At 66.0% G+C, this 23387-nt stretch carries 16 protein-coding genes; 9 read left to right on the forward strand and 7 right to left on the reverse strand.

The genetic code is table 11. The features are described from left to right. Positions 1-2 precede the first annotated feature (2 nt). Positions 3-953, reverse strand: coding sequence for an adenosine deaminase (locus OMP44_RS13330; protein WP_133861420.1), 951 nt, complete (start codon positions 951-953; stop codon positions 3-5). 228 nt (positions 954-1181) lie between these two features. Here OMP44_RS13330 and OMP44_RS13335 point away from each other — a divergent pair, with 228 nt between their 5' ends. Further along, on the forward strand, positions 1182-2285 hold the full coding sequence (locus tag OMP44_RS13335; RefSeq protein ID WP_280308809.1) for an acyltransferase family protein: 1104 nt from the start codon (positions 1182-1184) through the stop codon (positions 2283-2285). A gap of 172 nt (positions 2286-2457) precedes the next feature. Here the strand turns inward: OMP44_RS13335 and OMP44_RS13340 are convergent, their stop codons facing one another. Together OMP44_RS13340 and OMP44_RS13345 are read right to left on the reverse strand one after the other, a co-directional pair. Then, positions 2458-4422 carry a glycoside hydrolase family 127 protein gene (locus OMP44_RS13340; protein WP_280308811.1) on the reverse strand — a complete coding sequence of 655 codons (1965 nt, stop codon included), beginning with the start codon at positions 4420-4422 and terminating at the stop codon, positions 2458-2460. A 16-nt stretch (positions 4423-4438) separates the two neighbouring features. After that, the gene (locus OMP44_RS13345; RefSeq protein ID WP_273862935.1) at positions 4439-5830 is read right to left on the reverse strand and encodes an MFS transporter; all 1392 of its coding nucleotides are present in this window, start codon (positions 5828-5830) and stop codon (positions 4439-4441) included. Between the two features lie 210 nt (positions 5831-6040). Here OMP44_RS13345 and OMP44_RS13350 point away from each other — a divergent pair, with 210 nt between their 5' ends. The 3 genes from OMP44_RS13350 to OMP44_RS13360 all read left to right on the forward strand — a co-directional run bounded on the left by OMP44_RS13350 (position 6041) and on the right by OMP44_RS13360 (position 8657). After that, the gene (locus OMP44_RS13350; RefSeq protein WP_280308813.1) at positions 6041-6847 is read left to right on the forward strand and encodes an AraC family transcriptional regulator; all 807 of its coding nucleotides are present in this window, start codon (positions 6041-6043) and stop codon (positions 6845-6847) included. Positions 6848-6977: 130 nt separating this feature from the next. Continuing rightward, positions 6978-8084: a calcium:cation antiporter gene (locus OMP44_RS13355; RefSeq protein WP_280308815.1), complete on the forward strand. Its 1107-nt coding sequence runs from the start codon at positions 6978-6980 to the stop codon at positions 8082-8084. A gap of 9 nt (positions 8085-8093) precedes the next feature. Next, positions 8094-8657: a DedA family protein gene (locus tag OMP44_RS13360; RefSeq protein ID WP_133861417.1), complete on the forward strand. Its 564-nt coding sequence runs from the start codon at positions 8094-8096 to the stop codon at positions 8655-8657. A 1056-nt stretch (positions 8658-9713) separates the two neighbouring features. On the opposite strand, the gene OMP44_RS13365 is transcribed toward OMP44_RS13360, so the two are convergent. After that, the gene (locus OMP44_RS13365) at positions 9714-10733 is read right to left on the reverse strand and encodes a branched-chain amino acid aminotransferase (protein WP_133861416.1); all 1020 of its coding nucleotides are present in this window, start codon (positions 10731-10733) and stop codon (positions 9714-9716) included. 386 nt (positions 10734-11119) lie between these two features. On the opposite strand from OMP44_RS13365, the gene OMP44_RS13370 reads away from it, so the two are divergent. Continuing rightward, positions 11120-11611 carry a hypothetical protein gene (locus tag OMP44_RS13370; RefSeq protein ID WP_178083908.1) on the forward strand — a complete coding sequence of 164 codons (492 nt, stop codon included), beginning with the start codon at positions 11120-11122 and terminating at the stop codon, positions 11609-11611. On the opposite strand, the gene OMP44_RS13375 is transcribed toward OMP44_RS13370, so the two are convergent. Further along, positions 11608-12651 carry a zinc-dependent alcohol dehydrogenase family protein gene (locus OMP44_RS13375; protein ID WP_280308820.1) on the reverse strand — a complete coding sequence of 348 codons (1044 nt, stop codon included), beginning with the start codon at positions 12649-12651 and terminating at the stop codon, positions 11608-11610. The genes OMP44_RS13370 and OMP44_RS13375 overlap by 4 nt on opposite strands. A gap of 94 nt (positions 12652-12745) precedes the next feature. Next, positions 12746-13438: a 3'-5' exonuclease gene (locus OMP44_RS13380; protein WP_280308822.1), complete on the reverse strand. Its 693-nt coding sequence runs from the start codon at positions 13436-13438 to the stop codon at positions 12746-12748. A gap of 209 nt (positions 13439-13647) precedes the next feature. On the opposite strand from OMP44_RS13380, the gene OMP44_RS13385 reads away from it, so the two are divergent. From OMP44_RS13385 to prpF, 4 genes are all read left to right on the forward strand, one after another. Further along, on the forward strand, positions 13648-15981 hold the full coding sequence (locus OMP44_RS13385; protein ID WP_280308823.1) for a DNA polymerase II: 2334 nt from the start codon (positions 13648-13650) through the stop codon (positions 15979-15981). Positions 15982-16620: 639 nt separating this feature from the next. After that, positions 16621-20736 carry a CheR family methyltransferase gene (locus OMP44_RS13390; protein WP_280308826.1) on the forward strand — a complete coding sequence of 1372 codons (4116 nt, stop codon included), beginning with the start codon at positions 16621-16623 and terminating at the stop codon, positions 20734-20736. A gap of 104 nt (positions 20737-20840) precedes the next feature. Next, complete coding sequence (gene yghX, locus OMP44_RS13395; RefSeq protein ID WP_280308828.1) at positions 20841-21731, forward strand: YghX family hydrolase; 891 nt, start codon at positions 20841-20843, stop codon at positions 21729-21731. A 21-nt stretch (positions 21732-21752) separates the two neighbouring features. Further along, positions 21753-22904: a 2-methylaconitate cis-trans isomerase PrpF gene (gene prpF, locus OMP44_RS13400; protein WP_280308830.1), complete on the forward strand. Its 1152-nt coding sequence runs from the start codon at positions 21753-21755 to the stop codon at positions 22902-22904. Between the two features lie 280 nt (positions 22905-23184). On the opposite strand, the gene OMP44_RS13405 is transcribed toward prpF, so the two are convergent. Beyond that, positions 23185-23387 (reverse strand): hypothetical protein (locus OMP44_RS13405; RefSeq protein WP_280308832.1); only part of this gene is annotated, 203 nt, incomplete at its 5' end.

A 23387-nucleotide genomic window follows, 5' to 3' on the forward strand; every position in this document is an offset into this window, starting at 1 on the left:
GCTCATTTCACCAGGCGGGCGTCGAGGCTGTTCTGCGCCAGGCGCCGGGCCTGCTCCTGGGTCATGCCCAGGCCTTCGTGCAGGGCCATGAAGTTCTCGGTGACGTAGCCGCCGAAGTAGGCCGGGTCGTCCGAGTTGACGGTGACCTTGAGGCCGCGGTCGAGCATCTTGAGGATGGTGTGCTGGCTCATGTCGTCGAACACGCAGAGCTTGGTGTTGGACAGCGGGCAGACGGTGAGCGGGATCTGCTGGTCGACCAGGCGGGCCATCAGGCGCTCGTCCTCGAAGGCGCGCACGCCGTGGTCGATCCGCACCACGCCGAGCTGGTCGAGGGCTTCCCAGATGTACTCCGGCGGACCTTCCTCGCCGGCGTGGGCCACGGCCGGAAAGCCTTCGGCACGGGCACGGGCGAAGACACGCTTGAACTTGCTCGGCGGATGGCCCTTTTCCGAGCTGTCCAGGCCGACGGCGACGAAGTGGTCGCGGAACGGCAGTGCCTGGTCCAGGGTGGCCTGGGCGGCATCTTCGGAGAGGTGGCGCAGAAAGCTCAGGATCAGCCCGCTGGTCACGCCCAGCTGCCGCTCGCCGTCGCTTAGCGCCTGGGTGATGCCGCGCACCACCACCTCGAAGGGAACGCCGCGATCGGTGTGGGTCTGGGGATCGAAGAAGGGCTCGGTGTGGATGACGTTCTGCTCCTTGCACTTGAGCAGATAGGCCCAGGTCAGGTCGTAGAAGTCCTGCTCGGTGCGCAGCACGTCGGCACCGGCGTAGTAGAGGTCGAGGAATTCCTGCAGGTTGCCGAAGTTGTAGGCGGCGCGCAGGGCTTCGACATCGCCCCAGGGCAGGGCGACGCCATGGCGCTCGGCCAGTTTGAACAGCAGTTCGGGCTCCAGGGTGCCTTCCAGGTGCAGGTGCAGTTCGGCCTTGGGCAGGGCGTTGAGCCAGTCGTACATGGGAGCCTCGGGATAGCTTGAATCGGAAAAAGATGGACGATTGTCGCACGCTTTGCCGGGTTTTCCGCAGGCATCCGGGTTCCCGCTGACCGATGTACGGTGGCTTCGTCGGTTAGAAATTCCCAGCATTCCACGCTTTGGGCCAGCAAAGGGCCATAACACCTGCATTGGGTCCGGATCTGACTACAATCGGGACGCATGGCTCCAAACACCAGGCGTGAGGTATCCGTGCAGACCGTTCAGGATTACGTTGGCGGCAAGAACAACAATCTCAATCTGATTCGCATGATCGCGGCGCTCGCCGTGGTCTTCAGCCACAGTTTCGCCATCTCCAGTGGCACCGCCACGGCGGAACCCGGGCGCGAGAGCCTGGGCATGACCCTCGGCGATATCGCGGTCGACATCTTCTTCATCACCAGCGGTTTCCTGGTCACCAAGAGTCTGCTCAGCCGCGCCGACATCATCGACTTCGTCTGGGGCCGTGCCCTGCGCGTGGTGCCAGGCTTGCTGGTGATGCTGATGCTGACGGTGCTCGGCCTCGGCGCCTGGCTGACCCGGGCACCGCTGCAGGATTATCTGAGCGATCCCCAGACCTGGTTCTATCTGCTGAAGAACACCGGGTTGATCGCCGGTGCCGAATTCGACCTGCCCGGGCTGTTCGAGGGTAATCCGCTACAGACCATCGTCAACGGCTCGCTGTGGACGCTGCCTTTCGAGGTGGGCATGTACGGCGCCCTGGCGCTGCTGTGGCTGGCCGTGCTCTGGCTGCGCCTGGACAGCCGGCACTTCCAGCGCGCCATCCTGCTGTTCGCCGCCGGTGCCGTGCTGTTCAAGCTGTTCGCCTATTACTTCTTCGCCAGCGAATCGCACCTGCTGCGGCTGTTCCAGATGTTCTTTCTGGGGGGCGCCTTCTATGTGCTGCGCGGCTACATTCCGCTGTCACGTGCGCTGTTCGCTGCCGCCGTGGCACTGCTGGCGGTGGCCACCCCCGACCGTGACAGCTTCTTCCTGGTCTACAACCTGACGCTGGGCTACGTGCTGCTCTACCTCGCCTTCGTTCCGGGCGGGCGCATCCGCGCCTTCAACGAGGTGGGCGACTATTCCTACGGGCTCTACATCTATTCCTTCCCGGTGCAGCAGACCCTGGCGGCGGTGATCCCCGGCATCGAGGCCTGGACCATGGTGCTGCTCTCGATCGGCATCACCCTGCCGTTGGCGGTGGTCTCCTGGTTCCTGGTGGAGCGCCATGCCCTGGGGTATCGCCAGGCCTGCGCCTCGGGTACCAAGGCGGTGTGGAAGCGCCTGGCGCCGCGTGGATCGGAAGCGAACTAGGGGCACCTGAGCGAAGGTTGGGCAAGGAAAGGTCAGCGCAGTGAGAGGCCCGGGCTCATGCCTACGTCTCCGAGAGGCAAATGAGCCCGGCTGCCTAGGACAGAAGGTCAGGCCGGTGAACGCGCCGGTTTCAATCCAGCCATGCCTGGCGGCAGACACCGCCTGATGCCCCTCAGCGTTCGTTGACCCAGACCCGCATCTCGCCTTCGCCACGATTGGCCCAGGCGTAGTAGGGAATGAAAGTGAGTCGCTGCGGACTTGCCTGAGTCGAGGCCGGATCCTGGCGGTAGAGTGACTGGTCGGGGCTGCCTGCTCCGTTCCAGCGCAATCCGTCGGTCTCCAGCTGCACGACCTGCGTCAGCGGCGCACGGCCCTGGATCTCATGGAAGTGCGCCGTTGGTGGCAGTGACAGGTTGTGCAGATCGACGCCGTTGTCCGCCTGCTCCAGGCAATAAACCAGCGGCCCGCGCTGCAGGGCCACCTTGCCGGCCAGCTGGCGTACCCGAGGGTGGGTGCGCAGGCGTTGGGTCGGCATGGGCAGGTCCAGCTCAACCCGGTCGCCGGCCTGCCACTTGCGGCGCAGGAGGCAATAGCCGTCGCGCGCTAGGGGCGCAACCTCGACCGCCTCTTCGTTGATCCGTACCCCGGGCGCCGGGCACCAGTCTGGCAACCGCAGGGCCAGGGTAAAGGTGCCGCTCTGGGCCTCCCCGCTCAACTCGAAATCGATGCGGCCCTGCCAGGGGTAGGCGCTGCGCTGGCGCAGGTGCCAGCGCTGGCCGGCGACGGTGCAGTCGAGGTCGCTGCCTACGTAGAGGTGTACATACAGGCAGTCCTCGCGTTGCAGATATATATAGTCCTCCAGCGAGCCCAGCAGGCGGGCGATGTTCGGCGGACAGCAGGCACAACCGAACCAGCGCTGGCGCATGGCGTGAACGTGGTCGTAACGGTGGCTGCCGCCTAAGGTCGCGGGGTCTACCTCCAGAGGATTAACGTAGAAGAAGTGCCGGCCGTCCAGTGCCATGCCGGCCAGCACGGTGTTGTACAGGGCCCGCTCCAGAACGTCGGCATAGCGGCCTTCCGGGCTGAGCTCGAGTAGGCGCCGGGCGAACATCACCAAGGCCACTGAGGCGCAGGTTTCGGCGTAGGCGGTATCGCTCGGCAGGTCGAAGTCGCAGGTCAGGGATTCGCCATGGCTCTGGGCGCCCACTCCGCCGGTGACATAGAGCTGGCGCTGGGTCAGGTTGTCCCAGATGCGCTGGCAGGCAACGGCCTGTTCGGCGTCGCCGGTGAGCCGGGCGAGGTGGGCGACCCCGGTGTAGAGATAGAGCAGGCGGACCGCATGGCCGACCGCCTTGTCCTGCTTGAGGATGGGGGCGTGGGCCTGGCTGTAGGCCTTGTCCTTGATCATCCAGGCCGGGCCGTGGCTGGGCCAATGGAAGGTGCGGCCACGGCGCTCGTACTCGGCGTCGTAGTAGTGCGGCTGCTGGCCGCGCTGCTCGACGAAGTAGCGACCCAGGGCCAGGTAGCGTGGCTCATCGGTGGCCTCGTACAGACGCATCAGCGCCAGCTCGATCTCCGGGTGTCCCGGATAGCCGCGCAACTGCTCCGGGCCAGGGCCGAACACCTGGTCGATGTGGTCGGTCAGGCGCCGGGCGATGTCCAGCAGGGCGGTCTTGCCGGTGGCCTGGTAGTAGGCCACGGCGGCTTCGATCAGGTGGCCGGCGCAGTACAGCTCGTGGCATTCGGCGAGGTTGGTCCAACGTGCGGCGGGGGCCTTCACGGTGAAGTAGGTGTTGAGGTAACCGTCCGGCTGCTGGGCGGCGCCGATAAGGGCGATCACCTCGTCCGCGGTGGCTTCCAGCGCCAGATCAGGAGCTTGAGCGAGCTGGTAGGCCACCGCTTCCAGCCATTTGGTCACGTCGCTGTCCTGGAACACCATGCCGTGGTGTTCGCCCTGGCGCTGTCCTGCGGCAATGCGGAAGTTGTCGATGGCGTGGCTGGGCTCGGCGGCGTCGACACGGTCGTTCAACGCCTCCCACTGGTAGGGGATGACCACTTCGCGGATCAGTTGCCGATAGGCGTTCCAGAAAGGGTCGTCGAGCCGGACGCGCGGGGTGTCGTGAAGGGTAGTGGTCATGAAATCCTCCAGAAGATCAGCAGGCGGCCTGCAGGTCGTCGGCCAGGCGTTGCATGAAAGGGCGATTCAGCTTGCAGAACACCAGTACGCCCGCCAGCGCCAGGTGCAGCAGGGCGGGGACCAGGGTCTGCAGCAGGGTGATGGCGGCCAGCGAGGCCGGGGTCTGGGCGCCCTGGCCGGGATGGTAGGCCACCAGGGTGAAGAGGACGCTGATGATCAGGGCGCTCGAGGCCCAGGCCAGCTTGATGCAGAACAGGTTGGCGGCGAAGTTTAGCCCTGAGGAGCGCACCCCGGTCTTCCAGCGACCGTAGTCGTCGGCGAAGGCCATGAAGGAGAAGTGCAGCGGCAGCGTCATGCCCTGCACCAGGCACGTGGCGAAGATCAGGCCGAGCCAGAGCTGGGCGTGCTCGGTGCCGGTGGGCACCAGGTACAGTCCCAGGCTCCAGACCGCCAGCAACAGGTTGACGCCCAGGTACAGCCGGAGCGGATCGACCCGGCGCGACAGGGGCGGAACCAGCAGGGCGCCACCGGTGGTGGCCAAGGCCACCATGGCGAAGAACAGCGAGGTGTAGGCCGTACTGCCGTGTAGTACGTAGGTGATGAAGTACAGGTAGCCGCCGCCGCGTACGTTGAACACGTTGATCAGTAGGAAGGACAGCACCAGCATCAGCAGCAACTGGTCGTTGCGCTTCATCGCAGCGAGGTGCTGGCGCAGCCTGAAGTGACCTAGGGTTGCCAGGGGTACGCGCTCACGTACGCTGAAAAAGCACCAGAGGAACATGGCCACCGCCACGGTGCAAAGCAGGGTGACGCCCCAGCGATAGCCTCGTACTGGGTCGCCGTGGCCGAACGCGACGACCATCCAGGGCAGACCTACCGAGACCAGCAACCCGGCGAGGCCGCAGAGCATGAAGCGCCAGGTCTGGCAGGACACCACCTCCTGCTGGCGAGTGGTCATGGCGTTGATCAGGGCGCAGTAGGGCACGTTGATGGCGCTGTAGCTCAGCGACAGCGCCAGGTAGGTGACGAAGGCATAGACCAGCTTGGCGGTGGGATCGAGGTCCGGGGTGCTGAAGGTCAGAATGCCGGCCAACCCAATGGGCAGAGCGGCCCACAGTTGCCAGGGGCGGAAGCGACCGAAGCGGCTGTTGGTGCGGTCGGCCAGGGTGCCCATCAGCGGATCGGCGAGGGCATCCACGACCCGGAGCACCAGGAACAGGGTGCCGACCACGGCTGGGGTGAGGCCGAAGATGTCGGTGTAGAAGAAGGTAAGAAAGTTGGCGATGAGGCAGGTGATGATGGTGCCCCCGGCATCGCCAAGGCCATAGCCGAATTTTTCCGTCCGAGATAATTCCGCCGCAGACGAGGCAGGCGCGAGGGGTGCGGAGGTAAGGACCGAGGTGGTCATGCGAGCTTCTCCCTTTCTTGTCATTATTGGAGTGCGACCGTCGAATTGGACGGTCTGAGCCTGTTCCTGCCGCCTTTGGAGCGGTTGGCCTGGACGCTAGGTTGGCATCCGTGGGCGGCGGCCGACAAGAGAGCCGAGACGTATAAAAACGGGACGATTCCGACTTATCGTGCCAAGCTGGATGGATCGACGAATGCCAAGGGTGCGGTCATGCTGCAACTGATTTTCGCCAGCCCGTTGCAGGTACAGAACGGCGGCCACTTCATCTCCCGCGGGGTGGGACGCCATCCACGGCGAATCCTCGATTCCTATGAGCTGATCTACGTCAACCGCGGCATCCTTAGGCTCCGCGAGGAGGACGAGGAATTCGTCCTGGGCGCCGGCGAAGCCCTGTTGCTGCAGCCGGGGCGCTTGCACGAAGGCCTAGGCGATTTCGATCCCGACCTGAGTTTTTACTGGCTGCATTTCGAATTAGCCGCTGCGCCCGCCGCGGGAGAGGCCCTGGCGATACCCCAGCGTTCCCAGGTGCAGGTGCCGGAGCGCTTCGTCGCCCTGCTGCGGCTGTTTCTTGCCGAACAGGAAGATGGCGCCCCACCGGCAGCCCTGGAACTGCTGCTGCTGGCGCTGCTGGAGCGCCTGGCGCGCAGTCCGCTGGCCAGCGCCGACCAGGGGGCCGGGGTGGCCCTGGCTTATCGTGCCCGCCAGTTGATCGGCACGCGCTTCGGCGAAGCCCTTGGCGCCGCAACGCTGGCCAGTGCTTTGCGCTGCAATCCCGACTACCTGGGCCGGGTGTTCCGCCAGACCTTCGGCATTACCCTGACCGAAGCCATCCATCGCCAGCGTATTACCGCGGCTGAGCGCCTGCTCCTCAATGCCGAGTTGCCACTGGCGCGCATCGCCGAGCGCTGCGGCTTCGGCGATAGTGCCTATTTCCGCCGACTGTTCCGTCGCCAGCGCGGCATGACACCGGCCGCCTACCGCCGGCTGTACTGCAAGGAGCACATCAACTCGGCATGAGCGCGGCGGCGGCTTCGAGCATAGCGGGCCGCCTACGGCGGGGTTGCAGAGGTACTGACTCGGCTTGCGAGCGTTTTGCCGTCTATGGCGGTCGTAACAAGGCATTGCTTAACCAAGGACGCACCTTTCCATGCTTGCCGCCCTCAAAGACGAAACCCTGCTGCTGGTCGCCATCGGCGCCACGGTGCTGGCCTATGTGTTCGAACACACCCTGCTCGGCGGTGGCCAGACCCTGGCGCTGATCGCGGCTGGCAGTCTGATCGCCGCCATCATCTGCGCGGCCATGCGCGTGGCCCACCACGCCGAACTGCTGGCGGAAAAGGTCGGCGATCCCTATGGCACCATGATCCTGACGCTCTCCGCCGTGCTGGTGGAGGTGATCATCCTGGCGATCATGATGAGCCACGACCATTCGCCGACCCTGGCCCGCGACACCATCTATGCCGCGGTGATGCTGGACATGAACGGCATCATCGGCCTGGCCGCCCTGCTCGGTGGCCTCAAGCATGGCGAACAGCCCTACAACGACGATTCCAGCCGCAGCTACGGGGTGATGATCATCACCGCGGTGAGCATCTCCATGCTGGTGCCGGAATTCATCCCTTCGGCCCAGTGGCACGTCTATTCCTTCTTCACCATCGGCGCCATGGCGCTGCTCTATACCCTGTTCCTGCGCATGCAGACCGGCCCGCACAGCTATTTCTTCAGCTACAACTACCCGGACAAGAAGCGCAAGCGTCCGGCGGTCGAGGGCGAAGCCGCCACCGCTGGCCATGGCGAAAGCAGCGCCACCCTGTCCATCGCCATGCTGATCGTCGGCATCGTCGCCACTGGGGCCCTGGCCGAGGTGATGTCCAAGTCGCTGGATACCGGCCTGGAAGGCCTGGCGGTGCCAGCGCTGGTCCCCGCGCTGGTGGTGGCGGTGATCTCCGCCAGCCCCGAGATCCTCACCGCGCTGCGCGCGGCCATGGCCAATCGCATGCAGTCGGTGATCAACATCGCCCTGGGCGCCAGCCTGTCCACGGTGATCCTCACCGTGCCGGTGGTGGAAGCCATCGCCCTGTACAATGGCCAGCCCATCCAGATGGCCATGACCCCGGTGCAAACGGTGATGATGGCCGTGACCCTGATCGTCGCCGCCATCAACCTCAACGACGGCGAGACCAACGCCATCGAGGGCATGACCCACTTCGTGCTGTTCGGCACCTTCATCATGCTGACCATTCTCGGTCTCTAGGGACGCACCATGATCGACAGCGAGGTCATCAGCAACTACGGTTACGGCGCCGCCGTCCTGGGCGCCCTGATCGAGGGCGATGGCGTGGCCATCCTGGCCGGCATCGCCGCCCGCCACGGCTACCTGCTGTATCCGCTCACGGCCGTCTGTGTGGCCCTGGGCGGCTTCATCGGTGACCAGACGCTGTTCTTTCTCGGGCGGCGCTATGGCGACCGCATCCTGGGGCGCTTCAAGCGTCAGCAGGCGCGCATCGATTGGTTGCGCAGCCGCATCCATCGCCACGAGGCGCTGTGGATCATCGGTATCCGCTTCGCCTACGGCTTCCGCCTGATCGGCCCGCTGCTGATCGGCGCCAGCGGCGTACGCCCGCGGCGCTTCCTGTTCTTCAACATCATCGGCGCGCTGCTCTGGGGCTTTTTCATGACCGGCATCGGTTATGCGGTGGGCGAGATCCTGCGGGACTTCTTCGCCGAGCATCATGTGTCGAAGCGGTGGTTCTTTGCGGCGGCGATCTGCGTGGCGGTGCTGTTCATCGGCGCCCGCGCCATCCTGCGGCGGCGGGAGAGGGTGTAGGGTAGGGCGGCGTAGGTTGGGTTGAGCGCAAGCGAAGCCCAACGTTGCGGACTTGGATGCTTCGGCTAGTTGTTGAGTTTCGCTTGTAGCCCCTGTTTCGCCTAGCCGACGACTTACTTTTCTTTGCTTGCGGATCGCCGCCCGGTGCAAAGAAAAGTAAGCAAAAGAAAGCACACTCCACGTTTCGGCCCTTCGCTACGCTCCGGGTCCCCTCGCTCCGGCGCCGCTCCGGGGGCACGGCACGAAGGGGCCTCCTGCCCCTCGCGCCTTGCTCGGCGTCCTGCCTCGCAACCCCCTCCGCAACGCCTGCACTCGGCCTCACTGACGGGGACGGGGCGCAAGCCTGAAGCTTGGGCGTTCACAAGATCTGTAACGTGTAAAACCGCAGAGCGTTTTCCACTGGCAGCCTTTAACTGCCGAACCAACTGTCTTTATCGCGGCCATGGGCCGCTCCTACAGTAGCCGGATATCCCGTAGGAGCGGCCCATGGCCGCGATTCCAGTAGAGTCAAGGCGTAGCGTGGAAAACCGCGCAGCGTTTTCCACTGATGTGCTTGACCGCGAAAAGTGGACAAGGCTTCGCCGTTGTCCACGCTACAGGTCCTTCCACCAATACTTTCAGGCTGGCGAATCGCCCCGTTCAGCAGGGTGAACGCCAGTGTCGTGGAGTGGGTCGAGCCGCATGGATGCGGCGAGAGGCCTAACGGGCCATGGACGGCCCGTGTAGGCCGACGCCGGAACGGCGCTGGCGTGAGCGGACCCGGAGCGAAGCGTAGGGCCGGATGGTCGGGGCAAGCGTTTTTGCTTACTTTTTTCGCGATTGAAAAAAGTGAGTCGCCCGGGTGGGCGAAACAAGAGCCACGAACAGATCGCGATAAATAGCTAGGGCACCTATAACCCTAACCGCAATCCGTTGGACTTCGCTTGCGCTCAGCGCCAACCTACGCCGTGCCTTTGGCGTTGGGCTTCGCTTGCGCTCAACCCAACCTACCGCCAACCCCTTCTCCAACGAAAAAGGCGCCCTGAGGCGCCTTTTTCGAACCAAACCAACCCCAGGTCAGACCTTGACGATCCAACCCTCCGGGGCCGGCTTGTCGCCGGTCTGGATGCCGGTCAGTTCTTCGTACAGCTTGCGCGTCACCGGGCCGACGTCGGTCAGGCTGTGGAAGACGTGCAGCTTCTCGCCGTACTGGATGCCGCCGATGGGGGTGATGACCGCCGCCGTGCCGCAGGCGCCGGCTTCGACGAACTGGTCGAGCTGGTCGATATGGACATCGCCCTCGACCACTTCCAGGTTCAGCCGCTCGCGCGCCAGGTCCATCAGCGACATGCGGGTCACGCCCGGCAGCACCGATTCGGAGCGCGGGGTGACGAACTTGCCGTCGCCGGTGATGGCGAAGAAGTTGGCCGAACCGACTTCCTCGATCTTGCTGTGGGTCAGGGGGTCCAGGTAGATGCAGTCGGCGAAGCCTTCGGCCTTGGCCTGGGCGCCGGGCATCAGGCTGGCGGCGTAGTTGCCGCCGACCTTGGCGGCGCCGGTGCCCTGGGGCGCGGCGCGGTCGTAGCCGGAGATCACGAAGTTGTGCGGGGTCATGCCGCCCTTGAAGTAGGCACCGACCGGGATGCCGAACACCACGAAGTGGAACTCGGGGGCGGTACGCACGCCGATGTTGTCACCCACGCCGATGACGAAGGGACGCAGATAGAAGGCGCCGCCGGTACCGTGGGGCGGAATCCAGGCCTCGTTGGCCTTGACCACCTGCTGGCAGGCGTCGATGAACATCTCGGTGGGGACCGGCGGCATCAGCAGGCGGGCGCAGCTCCTGTGCATGCGCGCGGCGTTGCGATCGGGACGGAACAGGTTGATGGAGCCGTCCTGGCAGCGATAGGCCTTGAGGCCTTCGAAGCACTGCTGGCCGTAGTGGATGGCCGTGGAGCCTTCGCTGATATGCAGCTGGTTGTCGCGAGTCAGCTCGCCGGGTCCCCAGCTGCCGTTGCGATAGGTGGCGATATAGCGGAAGTCGGTCTTGATGTAGTCGAAACCGAGGGTCTTCCAATCGATGTCCGCAGCGCTCATAGATCCTCGCAGTGCTCTCCGGCGGCTTGGCCGGTCGTTTCGTGGTCGGGCCGTACGCCTCGCCGGCGACGGTTCAAGGGGGTGGACGAGGCAGGCTCGTCGCTAGGTTCTGTATGAAAAGTCGCCGAGCGAAGGTCAGGCAAGACAAAAATCGGCGAGGAAGCGGAGTTTACGAGGGGTAAATGAGCATTCCGAGCTGATTTTTTACGCAGCATCACCGAGCGCAGGCACCTTTCGTACAGAGCCTAGACTGTGAAAGATACCGCTTATCCGGACCGCTGGGGGCACCTTTCAGCCAATCGGGTCTCCAAAGTCTGAAGCTGGCCCTTTGCCGCCTCGGCCTGCTGCCTCAGGCTGGAGGATGGGGTCATCACCAGGAGCTCGTTTTGAAAACAATGATGGCGTTGCTGGGTGCCTTGACCCTGCCAACGCTCACGGCGCAGGCCGCCGGTATCTTCACCGATGGATTCGACGCGGCCCTCAATCGCCGGGTCATCGAATGGCGTGGCGCGCCCTCGCCGGAAGGCATCGTCTTCAGCGTGATCGCCAGTCAGTTCAAGACCAGTGCCGGCAACGCCACCACCGATTTCCGCACCCAGCTCTCCACCTTCGGCGACAAGGTGCGCTTCAATGGCTGCAGCGCCAGTCGCTGGGAGATGAACGGCCAGATCTACCTGCCGCTCAAGGGCCAGTACCGCATGGCCGGGCTGGACGAGCGCTACGGTGAATATTTCGTCGCCCAACCCACCCGCCAGGATCTGGAGTGGGTGGCCATGAACACCCGCGTTCACTATCGTCTCTGCCGCCTGCGCGAAACCTTGACCGCCGAGGACCTGCAGGGCCTGCGCTGGGTGTTGCAGGCGGCGGAGGCGGATTAGTCGAAGCGGGTGATGACGGTCACCCCGGTGCCTGCGAAGGTATCCATGTGCATCAGCGCCGCGCTGGATTCGGCCAGGCTGATCTCGCGGCCGATCAGCTGCTCCGGCGCCAGGGTGCCCTGGCGCAGCATGGTCATCAGCACGTCGTAGCGATGGGCCTGCATGCCGTGGCTGCCGAGGATCTCCAGTTCCCGGGCAATCACCAGGTTCATCGGCAGCGCCGGGGTCGCCTGGTCACCCAGCAGCAGCCCGACCTGGACGTGCTTGCCGCGCTTGCGCAGGCTGGCGATGGAATTGCAGCAGGTGGTGGGATGCCCCAGGGCGTCGAGGGAGACGTGCGCACCGCCGCCGGTGAGTTCCTGCACCGCCTCGGGGACGCTGGCCACCTGGGTGGCATCGATCGTCGCCACCGCGCCGAGACGACGCGCCAGGGCCAGCTTGTCGGCGGTGATGTCGATGGCCACCACCTGGGCGCCCAGGGCGCGGGCGATCATGATCGCCGAGAGGCCGACGCCGCCGCAGCCGTGCACTGCCACCCACTGGCCGGCGCTGACCCGGCCCTGATCGACCACCGCGCGAAAGGCCGTCACGAAGCGACAGCCGAGGCTGGCCGCCGTGGCGAAGTCCAGCTGCTCGGGCAAGGCGACCAGATTGAGATCGGCCTGGTGGATGCCGACGTACTGGGCGAAGGACCCCCAGTGGGTGAAGCCGGGCTGGAACTGGTGATCGCAGACCTGCTGGTGGCCGGCATGACACTGCGGACAGGCGCCGCAGCCACCGACGAAGGGCACCGTCACCCGGTCGCCGATGCGCCAGAGGGTCACGTCCCTGCCCACCGCCTCGACCACCCCGGCCAGTTCGTGGCCTGGCACATGGGGCAGCTCGATGTCGCTGTCATGGCCGACCCAGCCGTGCCAGTCGCTGCGGCAGACGCCAGTGGCCATGACCTTGAGTACGACGCCGTGGGGCTCGGGGGTGGGGTCCGCGACCGTGGTCAGGCGGGGTGGCGCGGAAAAGGCTTCATAGACGACGGCTTTCATGGCGGTGCCTCGGGCTGGATGACGCCTCCAGTATGGCAAGCCGCGCGAATTTAGCCGGTCTGCTTGCCGGTGTTGCCGGCGGACTGCTGCCCGGCTAGCCCGCCAGGGCCTGCAGCCCGCTCCAGGTAGCCGGTGCGTCCTCGCCCAGCGCCTGCACCAGAGCGGCCTTGAGTCGGCAATCGGGCAGGGCGCGATGGGTTTCCTGCACGGCGATGCCTTGCTGGCGGGCAGCCATGGCCAGGGACTTGCGGCGCCAGCCGTCCTGGCTGCGGCTGTCCAGACTCGGCTCCTGCCAGAAGTGCGCATAGAGCTGCATCAGGCAGTGCAGACGGGTGCCATCCACCAGTTGTACCGGCGGCGTCTCGCACTCCAGTTCCGGCGGCAGGGCCTGACCGTGGCGGCGGGCATTGTGGGCCAGCAGGCGATAGTCGAAGGCCATGCCATAGGCCAGCACGGTGCGGCCCTGCAGCAGGGGCCAGAGGGTGGCGAACACCTCGGGAAAGCGTGGCGCCTGGGCCAGGTGGGCATCGGTCAGACCGTGGATCAGGGTCGCCTCGCGCGGTACGGCGATGCTCGGGCGGACCAGGGTATCGAGCAGCACCCGACCGCTGAGGGTCATGACCGCCACCTCGATCAGCTGGGCATCCTCGCCCAGCCCGGTCGCCTCGGTATCCAGCACCAGGACGTCCTGCTCCAGCCAGCGGCGCGCCTGCTCGCGCACCCGTGCTTGCTGGGCGTTGTAGCGGGGTGAGACAGCGCTGGAGAAAGACGACGACAACGGATTCATACACGGCCTGACAGCTATAACCAAGGGTGCGCCCAAAAGTCGACAAGTCGGCTCTACGACGGGTGTGGGCATTCGATGCAAGATCATCGCCACAGGACACAGGCCGTTCGGCGGGGGCGACGAGCGGACCATCTGGCACGTCGAGGTCGCCGGTATCGGCTGGCCTTGCGAGAATGGACCCTTCATCCATGTCGAGGAGTGCCATTGCTTTGGCCGCCGTCCAGGGTTTCTTGCTGACACGCCTCTGGCGCGAGACTTCCACCGGGATGGAGCTGGTGTTCTGGTTCGCCACCGACAGCGGTCCGCACCAGCTGCGGGTGCCGGGGCAGCAGGCGGTGGCCTTCGCCCCGGCCGCGCGACGGGCGGACATCGAGCGCCTGCTGCCGGCCGGGGTGGAGATCCGCGAGCTGGCGCTGCAGGACTTCCAGCGGCGCCCCGTCCTGGGGCTCTATGCGCCGCGCTATCGCACCCTGCGCGAACTGGAGCAGCGCCTCCCCGCCGCCGGCATCGAGGTCTACGAGACGGACATCGCCCCGGCGGATCGCTTTCTCATGGAACGCTTCATCACCGCGCCGGTGACGCTACCCACCGCCGACGGCGCGCCCTTGCGGCCGGATCCCGACTATCGCCCCACGCTGCGGACCCTGTCGCTGGACATCGAGACCAGCGAGCGCGGCGAGCTCTACAGCATCGGCCTGCACGGCTGCGGCCAGCGTCAGGTGTACATGCTTGGCCCCCCCACCGGCGAAGACGCCGCGGTGGACTTCGATCTGGAATACGTCGCCGACCGCGCCACTCTGCTCGAACGCCTCAACGCCTGGATGGCGCGCCATGATCCTGACGTCATCATCGGCTGGAGCGTGCTGCAGTTCGACATCCGCGTGCTCCACGAGCACGCGCGCAAGCTGGGTGTGCCGCTGCACCTGGGCCGGGGCGCCGCCGAGGACGATCGCTACGAACCCGGCGGCCAGGGCCGTCCCTTCCACGCCCTGCTGGCCGGACGGCCGATCATCGACGGGGTGGAGGCGCTCAAGTCGGCGACCTGGGTGTTTCCCTCCTATAGCCTGGAGAATGTCAGCCGCAGCCTGCTGGGCGAGGGCAAGGCCATCGACAATCCCCACGACCGCATGGCCTCCATCAACCGCATGTTCGCCGGCGAGAAGAGCGCCCTGGCGCGCTACAACCTGGTGGATTGCGAACTGGTCACACGGATCTTCGCCAAGACCGGGCTGCTGCGCTTCCTGCTGGAGCGCGCCAGTGTCACCGGTCTGCCGCTGGAGCGTCATGGCGCCTCCATCGCCGCCTTCTACCACCTCTATCTGCCGCTGATGCACCGCCAGGGTTTCGTCGCGCCCAGTCTCGGCGCCCAGCCGCCCGAGGCCAGCCCCGGCGGCTTCGTCATGGATTCCCGGCCCGGGCTCTACGACTCGGTGCTGGTGCTGGACTACAAAAGCCTCTATCCCTCGCTGATCCGCACCTTTCTCATCGATCCGGTGGGCCTGGTGGAGGGCCTGGCGCTGCCCGAGGACGAGACGGTACCGGGCTTTCGCGGCGCGCGCTTCCATCGCACCCGGCACTGCCTGCCGGAGATGGTGGCGCGGGTCTGGGAGGGGCGCGACGCCGCCAAGCGCGCCGGCAACGCACCCCTGGCCCAGGCGCTGAAGATCATCATGAACAGCTTCTATGGCGTGCTGGGCACCCCGCACTGCCGCTTCTTCGATCACCGCCTGGCCTCGTCCATCACCCTGCGCGGCCACGCCGTGATGCACCAGACCCGCGAGCTGATCGAGGCGCGTGGTCATCGGGTGATCTATGGCGACACCGACTCCACCTTCGTCTGGCTCGGGGCTGCCCATGCCGAAGCCGAGGCCGAGCGCATCGGTCGCGACCTAGTGGCGGCGGTCAATGCCCACTGGCGCGCGCAGCTGCAGACCGAGCTGGGACTGGAAAGCCACCTGGAGCTGCAGTACGAGACCCACTTCAGCCGCTTTCTCATGCCCACCATCCGCGGCGCGGAGGAGGGCAGCAAGAAAAGATACGCCGGGCTGCGACCGGGTGCCGAGGGTCAGCCGGAACTGGTGTTCAAGGGCCTGGAGACGGTGCGCAGCGACTGGTCGCCGCTGGCCCAGCGCTTCCAGCGCGAGCTGTATCTGCGTATCTTCACCGGCGAGCCCCACGAGGACTATGTGCGTGACTTCGTCGCCCAGACCCGCGCCGGCGACTTCGACGACCTGCTGGTCTATCGCAAGCGCCTGCGCCGGCCGCTGGAGGAGTACCAGAGCAACCTCTCGCCGCAGGTCCGCGCGGCGCGGCTGCTGGAGGCGGAAAACGCCCGCCTGGGACGCCGCAGCCGCTTTCGCCGCGGCGGCTGGATCAGCTACCTGATCACCACCTCGGGCGCCGAACCGGTCGAACTGCCCCATGCGCCGCCGGACTACGATCACTATGTGCAGCGCCAGCTGGCCCCGGTGGCCGACGCCATCCTGCCCTTCGTCGGCGACCGCTTCGATCGGTTGCTGGATCGGCAGATGGGGTTGTTCTAGCGCGGTCTGGAGTGGGAGCGGTTTAGGGTGGATGACGGCCTGGCCTCATCCACGCGAGCTTCCCGGCGTGGCCAAGCGCTCAGCCTGGAACACCCTCACCCCAACCCTCTCCCGCAGGCGGGAGAGGGGGCGGCACGGTGCGGATGGCGGTTTCTCCGCAGGGTGGCGGGTCCAGGGTAGGGTGGATGACGGCAAGGCCTCATCCACGCGGGCTTCCCGGAGTGGCCAATCGCTCAGGCTGGAACATTCTCACCCCAACCCTCTCCCGCAGGCGGGAGAGGGGGCGGCACGGTGCGAATGGCGGGTTCGACGCAGGGTGGTGGGTCCAGGGTAGGGTGGATGACGGCAAGGCCTCGTCCACGCGGCTCGGCGGCGAGGACAAGCGCTGCGAATCCTCCATAAGACCGTCTCACCCAGGCTTTCCCGCGTTGCGCTCGCACTTGCCCTGCACGCGCCAGTCTCAGTTAGGCGGTGCGGCCGCCGGTCAGTCTCACTGCTGGATGATGCCCGCTCTCCCGGCCTGGGCTCGTTATACTCCGGCCGGCGACAGGTCTTTTCCGTGGGAAGGATAGGTGGCGTGCCAGGATCGGTGCGGACGCGGCGATCACGATTTCTTGTGGATGTGCAGACGGCGGATAGATGAGCGACCAGGCGGATGTGGCCCGACCCAACAACTCCAGGAACCTGACCCCCAGCGACCTGCCGTTTCCGGTGGTGGGGATTGGGGCCTCTGCCGGGGGTATCCAGGCGCTGCTGCATTTCTTCGAAGCCCTGCCGGCCGATTGCGGCATGGCCTTCGTGGTGGTGATGCACCTGTCGCGGGAGCACCAGAGTCATCTCGACGAGATCCTGCAGCGGGTGACCCGCTTGCCGGTGCAGCAGGTCACCCAGCCGGTGCCCATCCAGGCCGAGCACGTCTATGTGATCCCGCCCGGCTCCGATCTGACCATGAACGACGGTTACCTGCGACTGGCTCCGGCGGAGCGCCCCCAGGGCGATCATGTCGCCGTGGACCTGTTCTTTCGCGCCCTGGCCGACGTGCACAAGACCCATGCCGTCGCCATCGTCCTGTCGGGTAATGGTGCCGATGGCTCGGTGGGCCTGGGGCGCATCAAGGAGCAGGGCGGGGTGACCCTCGCCCAGGCGCCGGAAGATGCCGAATTCGATTCCATGCCCAAGAGCGCCATCACCGCCGGCGTGGTGGACTTCGTCCTGCCGGTGGTGGAGATGCCGCAAAAGCTGCTGGAGCTGGCCGCCACCCTCAGTACCCTGAGCCAGGGCGAGTTGCACCAGCTCGATCTCGAAGCCCGGATTCCAGGTCCGTCGAGCAAGGCCATGCAACTGGCGCTGCGCGACATCCTCACCCTGCTGCGCACCCGTACCGGACACAACTTCAAGCAATACAAGACCGCCACGGTATTGCGCCGGGTGGAGCGGCGCATGCAGGTGAACGCCATCGCCGACATGCCGGCCTATGCCGGTTTTCTCCATGATCATCCGGAAGAGACACCGGCGCTGCTCAAGGACATGCTCATCGGCGTGACCAATTTCTTCCGCGACCGCGAGGCCTTCGAGGCCCTGGAGCGCGACGTCATTCCGGAATTATTCGAGCACCTGCCGGCCGGGGAAGATCAGGAGCTGCGGGTGTGGAGCGCCGCCTGCTCCAGCGGTGAGGAGGCCTATTCGCTGGCCATGCTGCTGACCGAGCAGGCCGAGTTGCGCCAGTCGGACGCGCGCCTGCAGGTCTTTGCCACCGATCTCGACGAGCACGCCCTGGCGATGGCGCGCTATGGCGTCTATCCCGGTTCCATCGTTACCGACGTCGCCCCCGCCCGGCTGCGCCAGCACCTGCTCAGGGAGCAGAATCAGTACCGGGTGAAAAAGGAGCTGCGCGAGAAGGTGCTGTTCGCCCAGCACAACCTGCTCAGCGATCCGCCGTTTTCCCGGCTCGACCTCATCAGCTGCCGCAATCTGCTGATATATCTGGATCGCGAGGTGCAGGCCGAGATCCTGCACACCTTCCATTTCGCCCTCAAGCCGGGTGGCTACCTGTTTCTCGGCAGTTCCGAGTCGGCCGATGTGCAGAGCAGCCTGTTCGCCACGGTCGACAAGAAGAACCGCATCTATCGGGCCAAGCACACGACCAGCGTGGTGCGTCCCACGCCGCTGCTCAATCTCAATCCGGGTGTGCACAGCGTGCGCCTGCCACCGCACCAGGTCGGTCGGCGCAACAAGGTGTCCTTTGCCGAGGTGCATCAGCGGGTGCTGGAGCAATATGCCCCGCCAAGCATCATCGTTGATCGCGAATCCAACATCGTGCACCTCTCCGAGCGGGCCGGGCGCTTCCTGAGGTACGTCGGCGGCGAGCCCAGCTACAGCCTGCCGGCGCTGGTGCTGGAGGAGTTGCGCCTGGAGCTGCGTACCGCCCTGTTTCAGGCGCTGCAGAGCAACAAGAGCGTTGAGGCGCGACGCGTGCATATCCAGCGCGACGACCGCAGCTACTACATCAACATGGTGGTGCGGCCGTTCCGCGACAGCGACACCAACACCGACTACCTGCTGGTGCTCTTCGATGAAGTCGAAGATGTCATGAGCGCCGATTCCGTCAGCGATCACGTCGAAGCCAAGGACAGCGTACTCACCCAGCTGGAAGCCGAGTTGCAGCGCACCAAGGAGCAGCTGCAGCTGACCATCGAGCAGTCCGAGACCTCCACCGAGGAGCTCAAGGCCTCCAACGAAGAGCTGCAGGCGATCAACGAGGAATTGCGCTCGGCCACCGAGGAGCTGGAGACCAGCAAGGAAGAGTTGCAGTCGATCAACGAAGAGCTGATCACCGTCAACTACGAGCTCAAGTCCAAGATCGAGGAAACCGGCAAGATCAACGACGATCTGCAGAACCTCATCACCTCCACCGACATCGCCACGGTGTTCGTCGACCGGGGCATGCGCATCAAGCGATTCACGCCGCGCGCCGCCAGCATCTTCAACATCATCGTCAGCGATACCGGCCGCTCGCTGCTCGACATCACCCATCGCCTGGACTATCCGGAGCTGGCCACCGATGCCAATCAGGTCTTCGAGTCCCTCGGCCAGATCGAGCGGGAGGTTCGCAGCCACGATGACCGCTGGTACCTGGCCCGGTTGCTGCCCTACCGTACCGCGGAGGACCGCATCGAAGGTGCGGTGCTGACCTTCATCGACATCACCGAGCGGCGCAAGGCCCAGGATCGTGCCCGCGATGGCGAGGAAAACATGCGCCTCATGGCGCAGAACATCCATGACTATGCCATCGTCACCCTGGATGCCGGCGGCATCATCAACAGCTGGAACGGGGGCGCCACCCGGCTGTTCGGCTATAGCGAACGCGAGGCGCTGGGGCAGCCCATGGGCCTGATCTTCACGCCGGAAGACCTGGCCGCCCAGGTTCCGGAAGCGGAGCTGCGCCAGGCCGACGAGCAGGGCGCCGCTCAGGATGAACGCTGGCTCAGGCGCAAGGATGGCAGCCGCCTCTATTGCACCGGGGTACTCAGTCGCATGAGCAATGCCTCGGGCGGTCGCGGCTATGCCAAGATCGCCCGGGACGCCACCGCCGATCACGTCCGTGCCAGCGAGAATGCCAATCAGCAGGCACAGCAGCGCGCCCTGGTGCAGCTCAAGGACGAGTTCTTCGCGGTGATGTCCCACGAACTCAAGCACCCGCTCAATCTCATCCAGCTCAACAGCGAGCTGCTGACCCGTTCGCCGGTGCTGCGCGACGTGCCCCTGGCGCGGCGTGCCACCGAGGCCATCCAGCGCGCCGTGCGCAGCCAGGCGCAGATCATCGACGACCTGCTCGACCTGTCGCGTATCCGTACCGGCAAGCTCAAGCTGGAGCGCCAGAGCCTGGATCTGGTGCAGCAGCTGCGCGAGATCGTCGAGGTGATCCGGCCGCTGGCGGGTGAGGTCGAGGTCAGCAGCCTGCAGCTACCGAAAGCGCCGCTGTTTGTGCAGGCGGACGCGACCCGTGTCGGCCAGATCGTCTGGAATCTGCTCAACAATGCCGTCAAATTCACCCCGGCCGGTGGGCGGGTGGAGATCGCCCTGGGGATCGAAGGCGTTGAAGCCCGGCTGGACGTCACCGATACCGGCCAGGGTATAGAGCCGGACTTCCTGCCGCGGGTGTTCGAGATGTTCGGCCAGGCGGAAATGAAGTACACCGCCCGCGCCCAGCACGGCCTTGGGATCGGCCTGGCACTGGTCAAACAACTGGTGGAAGCCCACGGCGGGCGCATCGAAGCCCATTCCGCCGGACTCGACCAGGGCGCGCGCTTCAGCGTCTGGCTGCCCCTGTGCGAGGACGAGCGGCGGCTTGCGCCGGAGGCGCGCGCGGATGACCAATCCATCGCCGGATTGCGGGTCCTGCTGGTGGACGACTCTCCCGACATCGTCGAGACCCTGCAGCTGCTGCTGGAGGAGGAGGGCGTGCGGGTCACTACCGCCACCGATTCCCGGCAGGGCCTGCTGCTGGCCCAGACGCAGGATTTCGACATCATCCTTTCCGACATCGGCATGCCGGAGATGGACGGCCACGAATTCCTGCGCCAGGTGCGGGCGGGCGATCGCAACGTCGGCACCCCGGCGGTGGCGCTGTCCGGCTATGGCACCCGGCTGGACGTCGACAAGGCGCGGGCGGCGGGCTTCAACCGGCATCTGAACAAGCCGGTCAGCTTCGAGGCGCTGATCGCCGTGCTGCACGCATTGCAGGTCTCCAGCTAAGACGGGCAGTGGCATAGTCAGATGATTCGCGGCACACTCGGGAGCCCCCAGGGCGCCTGGCCAATCGGGCCGGATGCCTTGTTTCCCGCCAGAGGAGCGCCGCGATGACCCGCCTCACCGCCAAGGATTTCTCGCCCGAACTGCTCGAACTCTACGACTTCTATGTGCACGGTCGCATCAGCCGTCGCGACTTCCTCGACCGTGCCGGCGCCTGCGCCGCGGTGCTGGGGCTGTCGGCCACCGGAGTGCTGGCGGCCCTGACGCCCAACTATGCCCTGGCCACCCAGGTCGAGTTCACCGATCCGGATATCGTCGCCGAATACGTCTACTATCCCTCGCCCAAGGGGCATGGTCGGGTCCGCGGTTATCTGGTGCGCCCGGCCAAGGCCAGCGGCAAGGTGCCGGCGGTGGTGGTGGTCCACGAGAATCGCGGCCTCAATCCCTATGTCGAAGACGTCGCCCGACGCCTGGCCAAGGCCGGCTATCTGGCCCTGGCGCCGGACGGCCTCACCTCCATGGGCGGCTATCCCGGCAACGACGACAAGGGCCGCGAACTGCAGCAGCAGGTCGATCCCGAGAAACTGATGAACGACTTCTTCGCCGCCGTGGAAACCCTGATGGGCCACGAATTCAGCACCGGCAAGGTCGGCATCACCGGTTTCTGCTACGGCGGCGGGGTGGCCAATGCGGCCGCCGTGGCCTATCCCGAACTGGCTGCGGCCGTGCCCTTCTATGGTCGCCAGCCGCGCGCCGAGGAGGTGGCCGCGATCAAGGCGCCGCTGCTGATCCATTACGCCGAGAACGATCCGCGCATCAACGAGGGCGCTGCCGCCTACGAAGCGGCGCTCAAGGCGGCCGGCAAGACCTATGAGGTGCATCGCTATGCCGGCACCAACCATGGTTTCCACAACGATTCCACCCCGCGCTACGACGAAGCCGCCGCGCGCCTGGCCTGGGACCGTACCCTGGGCTGGTTCGGGCGCTATCTCGCCTAGGCACCCCGACGGAGACCTTAGATGCCGCAACTGCGTATTCCCGCCGTCTACATGCGCGGCGGTTCCAGCAAGGGCGTGTTCTTCCATGCCCGCGACCTGCCGCCGGCCGGTCCGGCGCGCGATGCGCTGCTGCTGCGGGTGATCGGCAGCCCCGATCCCTACGGCAAGCAGATCGACGGCATGGGCGGCGCCACCTCCAGCACCAGCAAGGTGGTGGTGATCGCGCCCTCCAGCCGCCCGGACTGTGACGTCGACTACCTGTTCGGCGCCCCGGCCATCGAGGCCCCGGTGATCGACTGGTCGGGCAACTGCGGCAATCTCAGCGCCGCCGTCGGGCCCTTCGCCATCAGCGAGGGGCTGGTCGAGGCGCCGCGCGAGGGCATGGCCAGGGTACGCATCTGGCAGGCCAATCTCGGCAAGCGCATGCTCGCCCATGTCCCCATGGCCAATGGCGAGGTGCAGGAAGAAGGCGATTTTCGCTTCGACGGCGTGGCCTTTCCGGCGGCCGAGGTGGTGCTCGATTTTCTCGACCCCACCGGTACCGATGGCAGCGTGCTGCCCACCGGGCGAGCCGTTGACGAACTCTATGTTCCGGAGCTGGGCCGACTGCCGGTGACCCTGCTCAATGCCGGCAATCCCACCATTTTCGTGCGGGCGGAGACCCTGGGTCTCAGCGGCACCGAGACCCAGGCGCAGATCAACGGCGATGCGGCGCTGCTGGCGCGCCTGGAAGCCCTGCGTGCGGCGGGCGCGGTCGCCATGGGCCTGGCCGCCACGACTGCCCAGGCGACGGCGGAACGCCCGCATACGCCCAAGCTGTGCCTGGTCGCCGCGCCCCAGACCTACCGGGTGGCCGGGGGCAAGCAGGTGCAGGCCGAGGAACTCGACGTCATCGCGCGGATGATCTCCATGGGCAAGCTGCATCACGCCATCCCCGGTACCGGCGCGGTCGCCGTGGCGGTGGCCGCGGCGCTATCCGGGACCCTGGTTCATGCCCTGACCGGCGACCTGGGTGATCGCCAGGTACGAATAGCGCACACCGCCGGCACCGTGGCGGTCGGCGCCCAGGCCCGCGAGGTCGCCGGTATCTGGCAGGTGGAAAAGGCCAGCATGAGCCGCAGCGCCCGCCGCCTAATGGAAGGCTGGGTGCGGGTACCGACGGAGATCCGGTAGGTTGGGTTGAGCGCGGCGAAGCCTCTGTGCTGGAGCGCCCTCACCGTAGCCCTCTCCCAGGGGGAGAGGGGGCGATTAAGCCTGGTGCGGGGTTGTGGTTCGTGCACTCCGGCAGCGTCACCGTAGCGTGGAAAACCGCGCAGCGTTTTCCACTGGGCAAGCCGGCCTCCATTCGTGGATAAGGCTGCGCCGTTATCCACCCTACGGCCGAGATCGGCGGCGTAGGTCGGGTTGAGCGCAGCGAAGCCCAACGCGGCGAGGCCTCTGTGCTGGAGCGCCCTCACCCCAGCCCTCTCCCAGGGGAGAGGGGGCGGTCGAGCCTGGTGCGGGGTTGTGGCTCGTGCACCTTGGCCGCGTCACCGTAGCGTGGAAAACCGCGCAGCGTTTTCCACTGGGCAAGCCGGCCTCCATTCGTGGATAAGGCTGCGCCGTTATCCACCCTACGGCCGAGATCGGCGGCGTAGGTCGGGTTGAGCGCAGCGA

Source organism: Pseudomonas flavocrustae, assembly GCF_029872515.1.
In the GTDB taxonomy this organism is placed as follows: Bacteria; Pseudomonadota; Gammaproteobacteria; order Pseudomonadales; family Pseudomonadaceae; genus Chryseomonas; species Chryseomonas aestiva.

Coding starts and splice junctions, on each gene's coding strand:
- OMP44_RS13380 (WP_280308822.1), bottom strand. CDS start 13,438: ATGAATCCGTTGTCGTCGTCTTTCTCCAGCGCTGTCTCACCCCGCTAC.
- OMP44_RS13390 (WP_280308826.1), top strand. CDS start 16,621: ATGAGCGACCAGGCGGATGTGGCCCGACCCAACAACTCCAGGAACCTG.
- OMP44_RS13345 (WP_273862935.1), bottom strand. CDS start 5,830: ATGACCACCTCGGTCCTTACCTCCGCACCCCTCGCGCCTGCCTCGTCT.
- OMP44_RS13360 (WP_133861417.1), top strand. CDS start 8,094: ATGATCGACAGCGAGGTCATCAGCAACTACGGTTACGGCGCCGCCGTC.
- OMP44_RS13350 (WP_280308813.1), top strand. CDS start 6,041: ATGCTGCAACTGATTTTCGCCAGCCCGTTGCAGGTACAGAACGGCGGC.
- OMP44_RS13330 (WP_133861420.1), bottom strand. CDS start 953: ATGTACGACTGGCTCAACGCCCTGCCCAAGGCCGAACTGCACCTGCAC.
- prpF (WP_280308830.1), top strand. CDS start 21,753: ATGCCGCAACTGCGTATTCCCGCCGTCTACATGCGCGGCGGTTCCAGC.
- OMP44_RS13340 (WP_280308811.1), bottom strand. CDS start 4,422: ATGACCACTACCCTTCACGACACCCCGCGCGTCCGGCTCGACGACCCT.
- OMP44_RS13375 (WP_280308820.1), bottom strand. CDS start 12,651: ATGAAAGCCGTCGTCTATGAAGCCTTTTCCGCGCCACCCCGCCTGACC.
- OMP44_RS13365 (WP_133861416.1), bottom strand. CDS start 10,733: ATGAGCGCTGCGGACATCGATTGGAAGACCCTCGGTTTCGACTACATC.
- yghX (WP_280308828.1), top strand. CDS start 20,841: ATGACCCGCCTCACCGCCAAGGATTTCTCGCCCGAACTGCTCGAACTC.
- OMP44_RS13355 (WP_280308815.1), top strand. CDS start 6,978: ATGCTTGCCGCCCTCAAAGACGAAACCCTGCTGCTGGTCGCCATCGGC.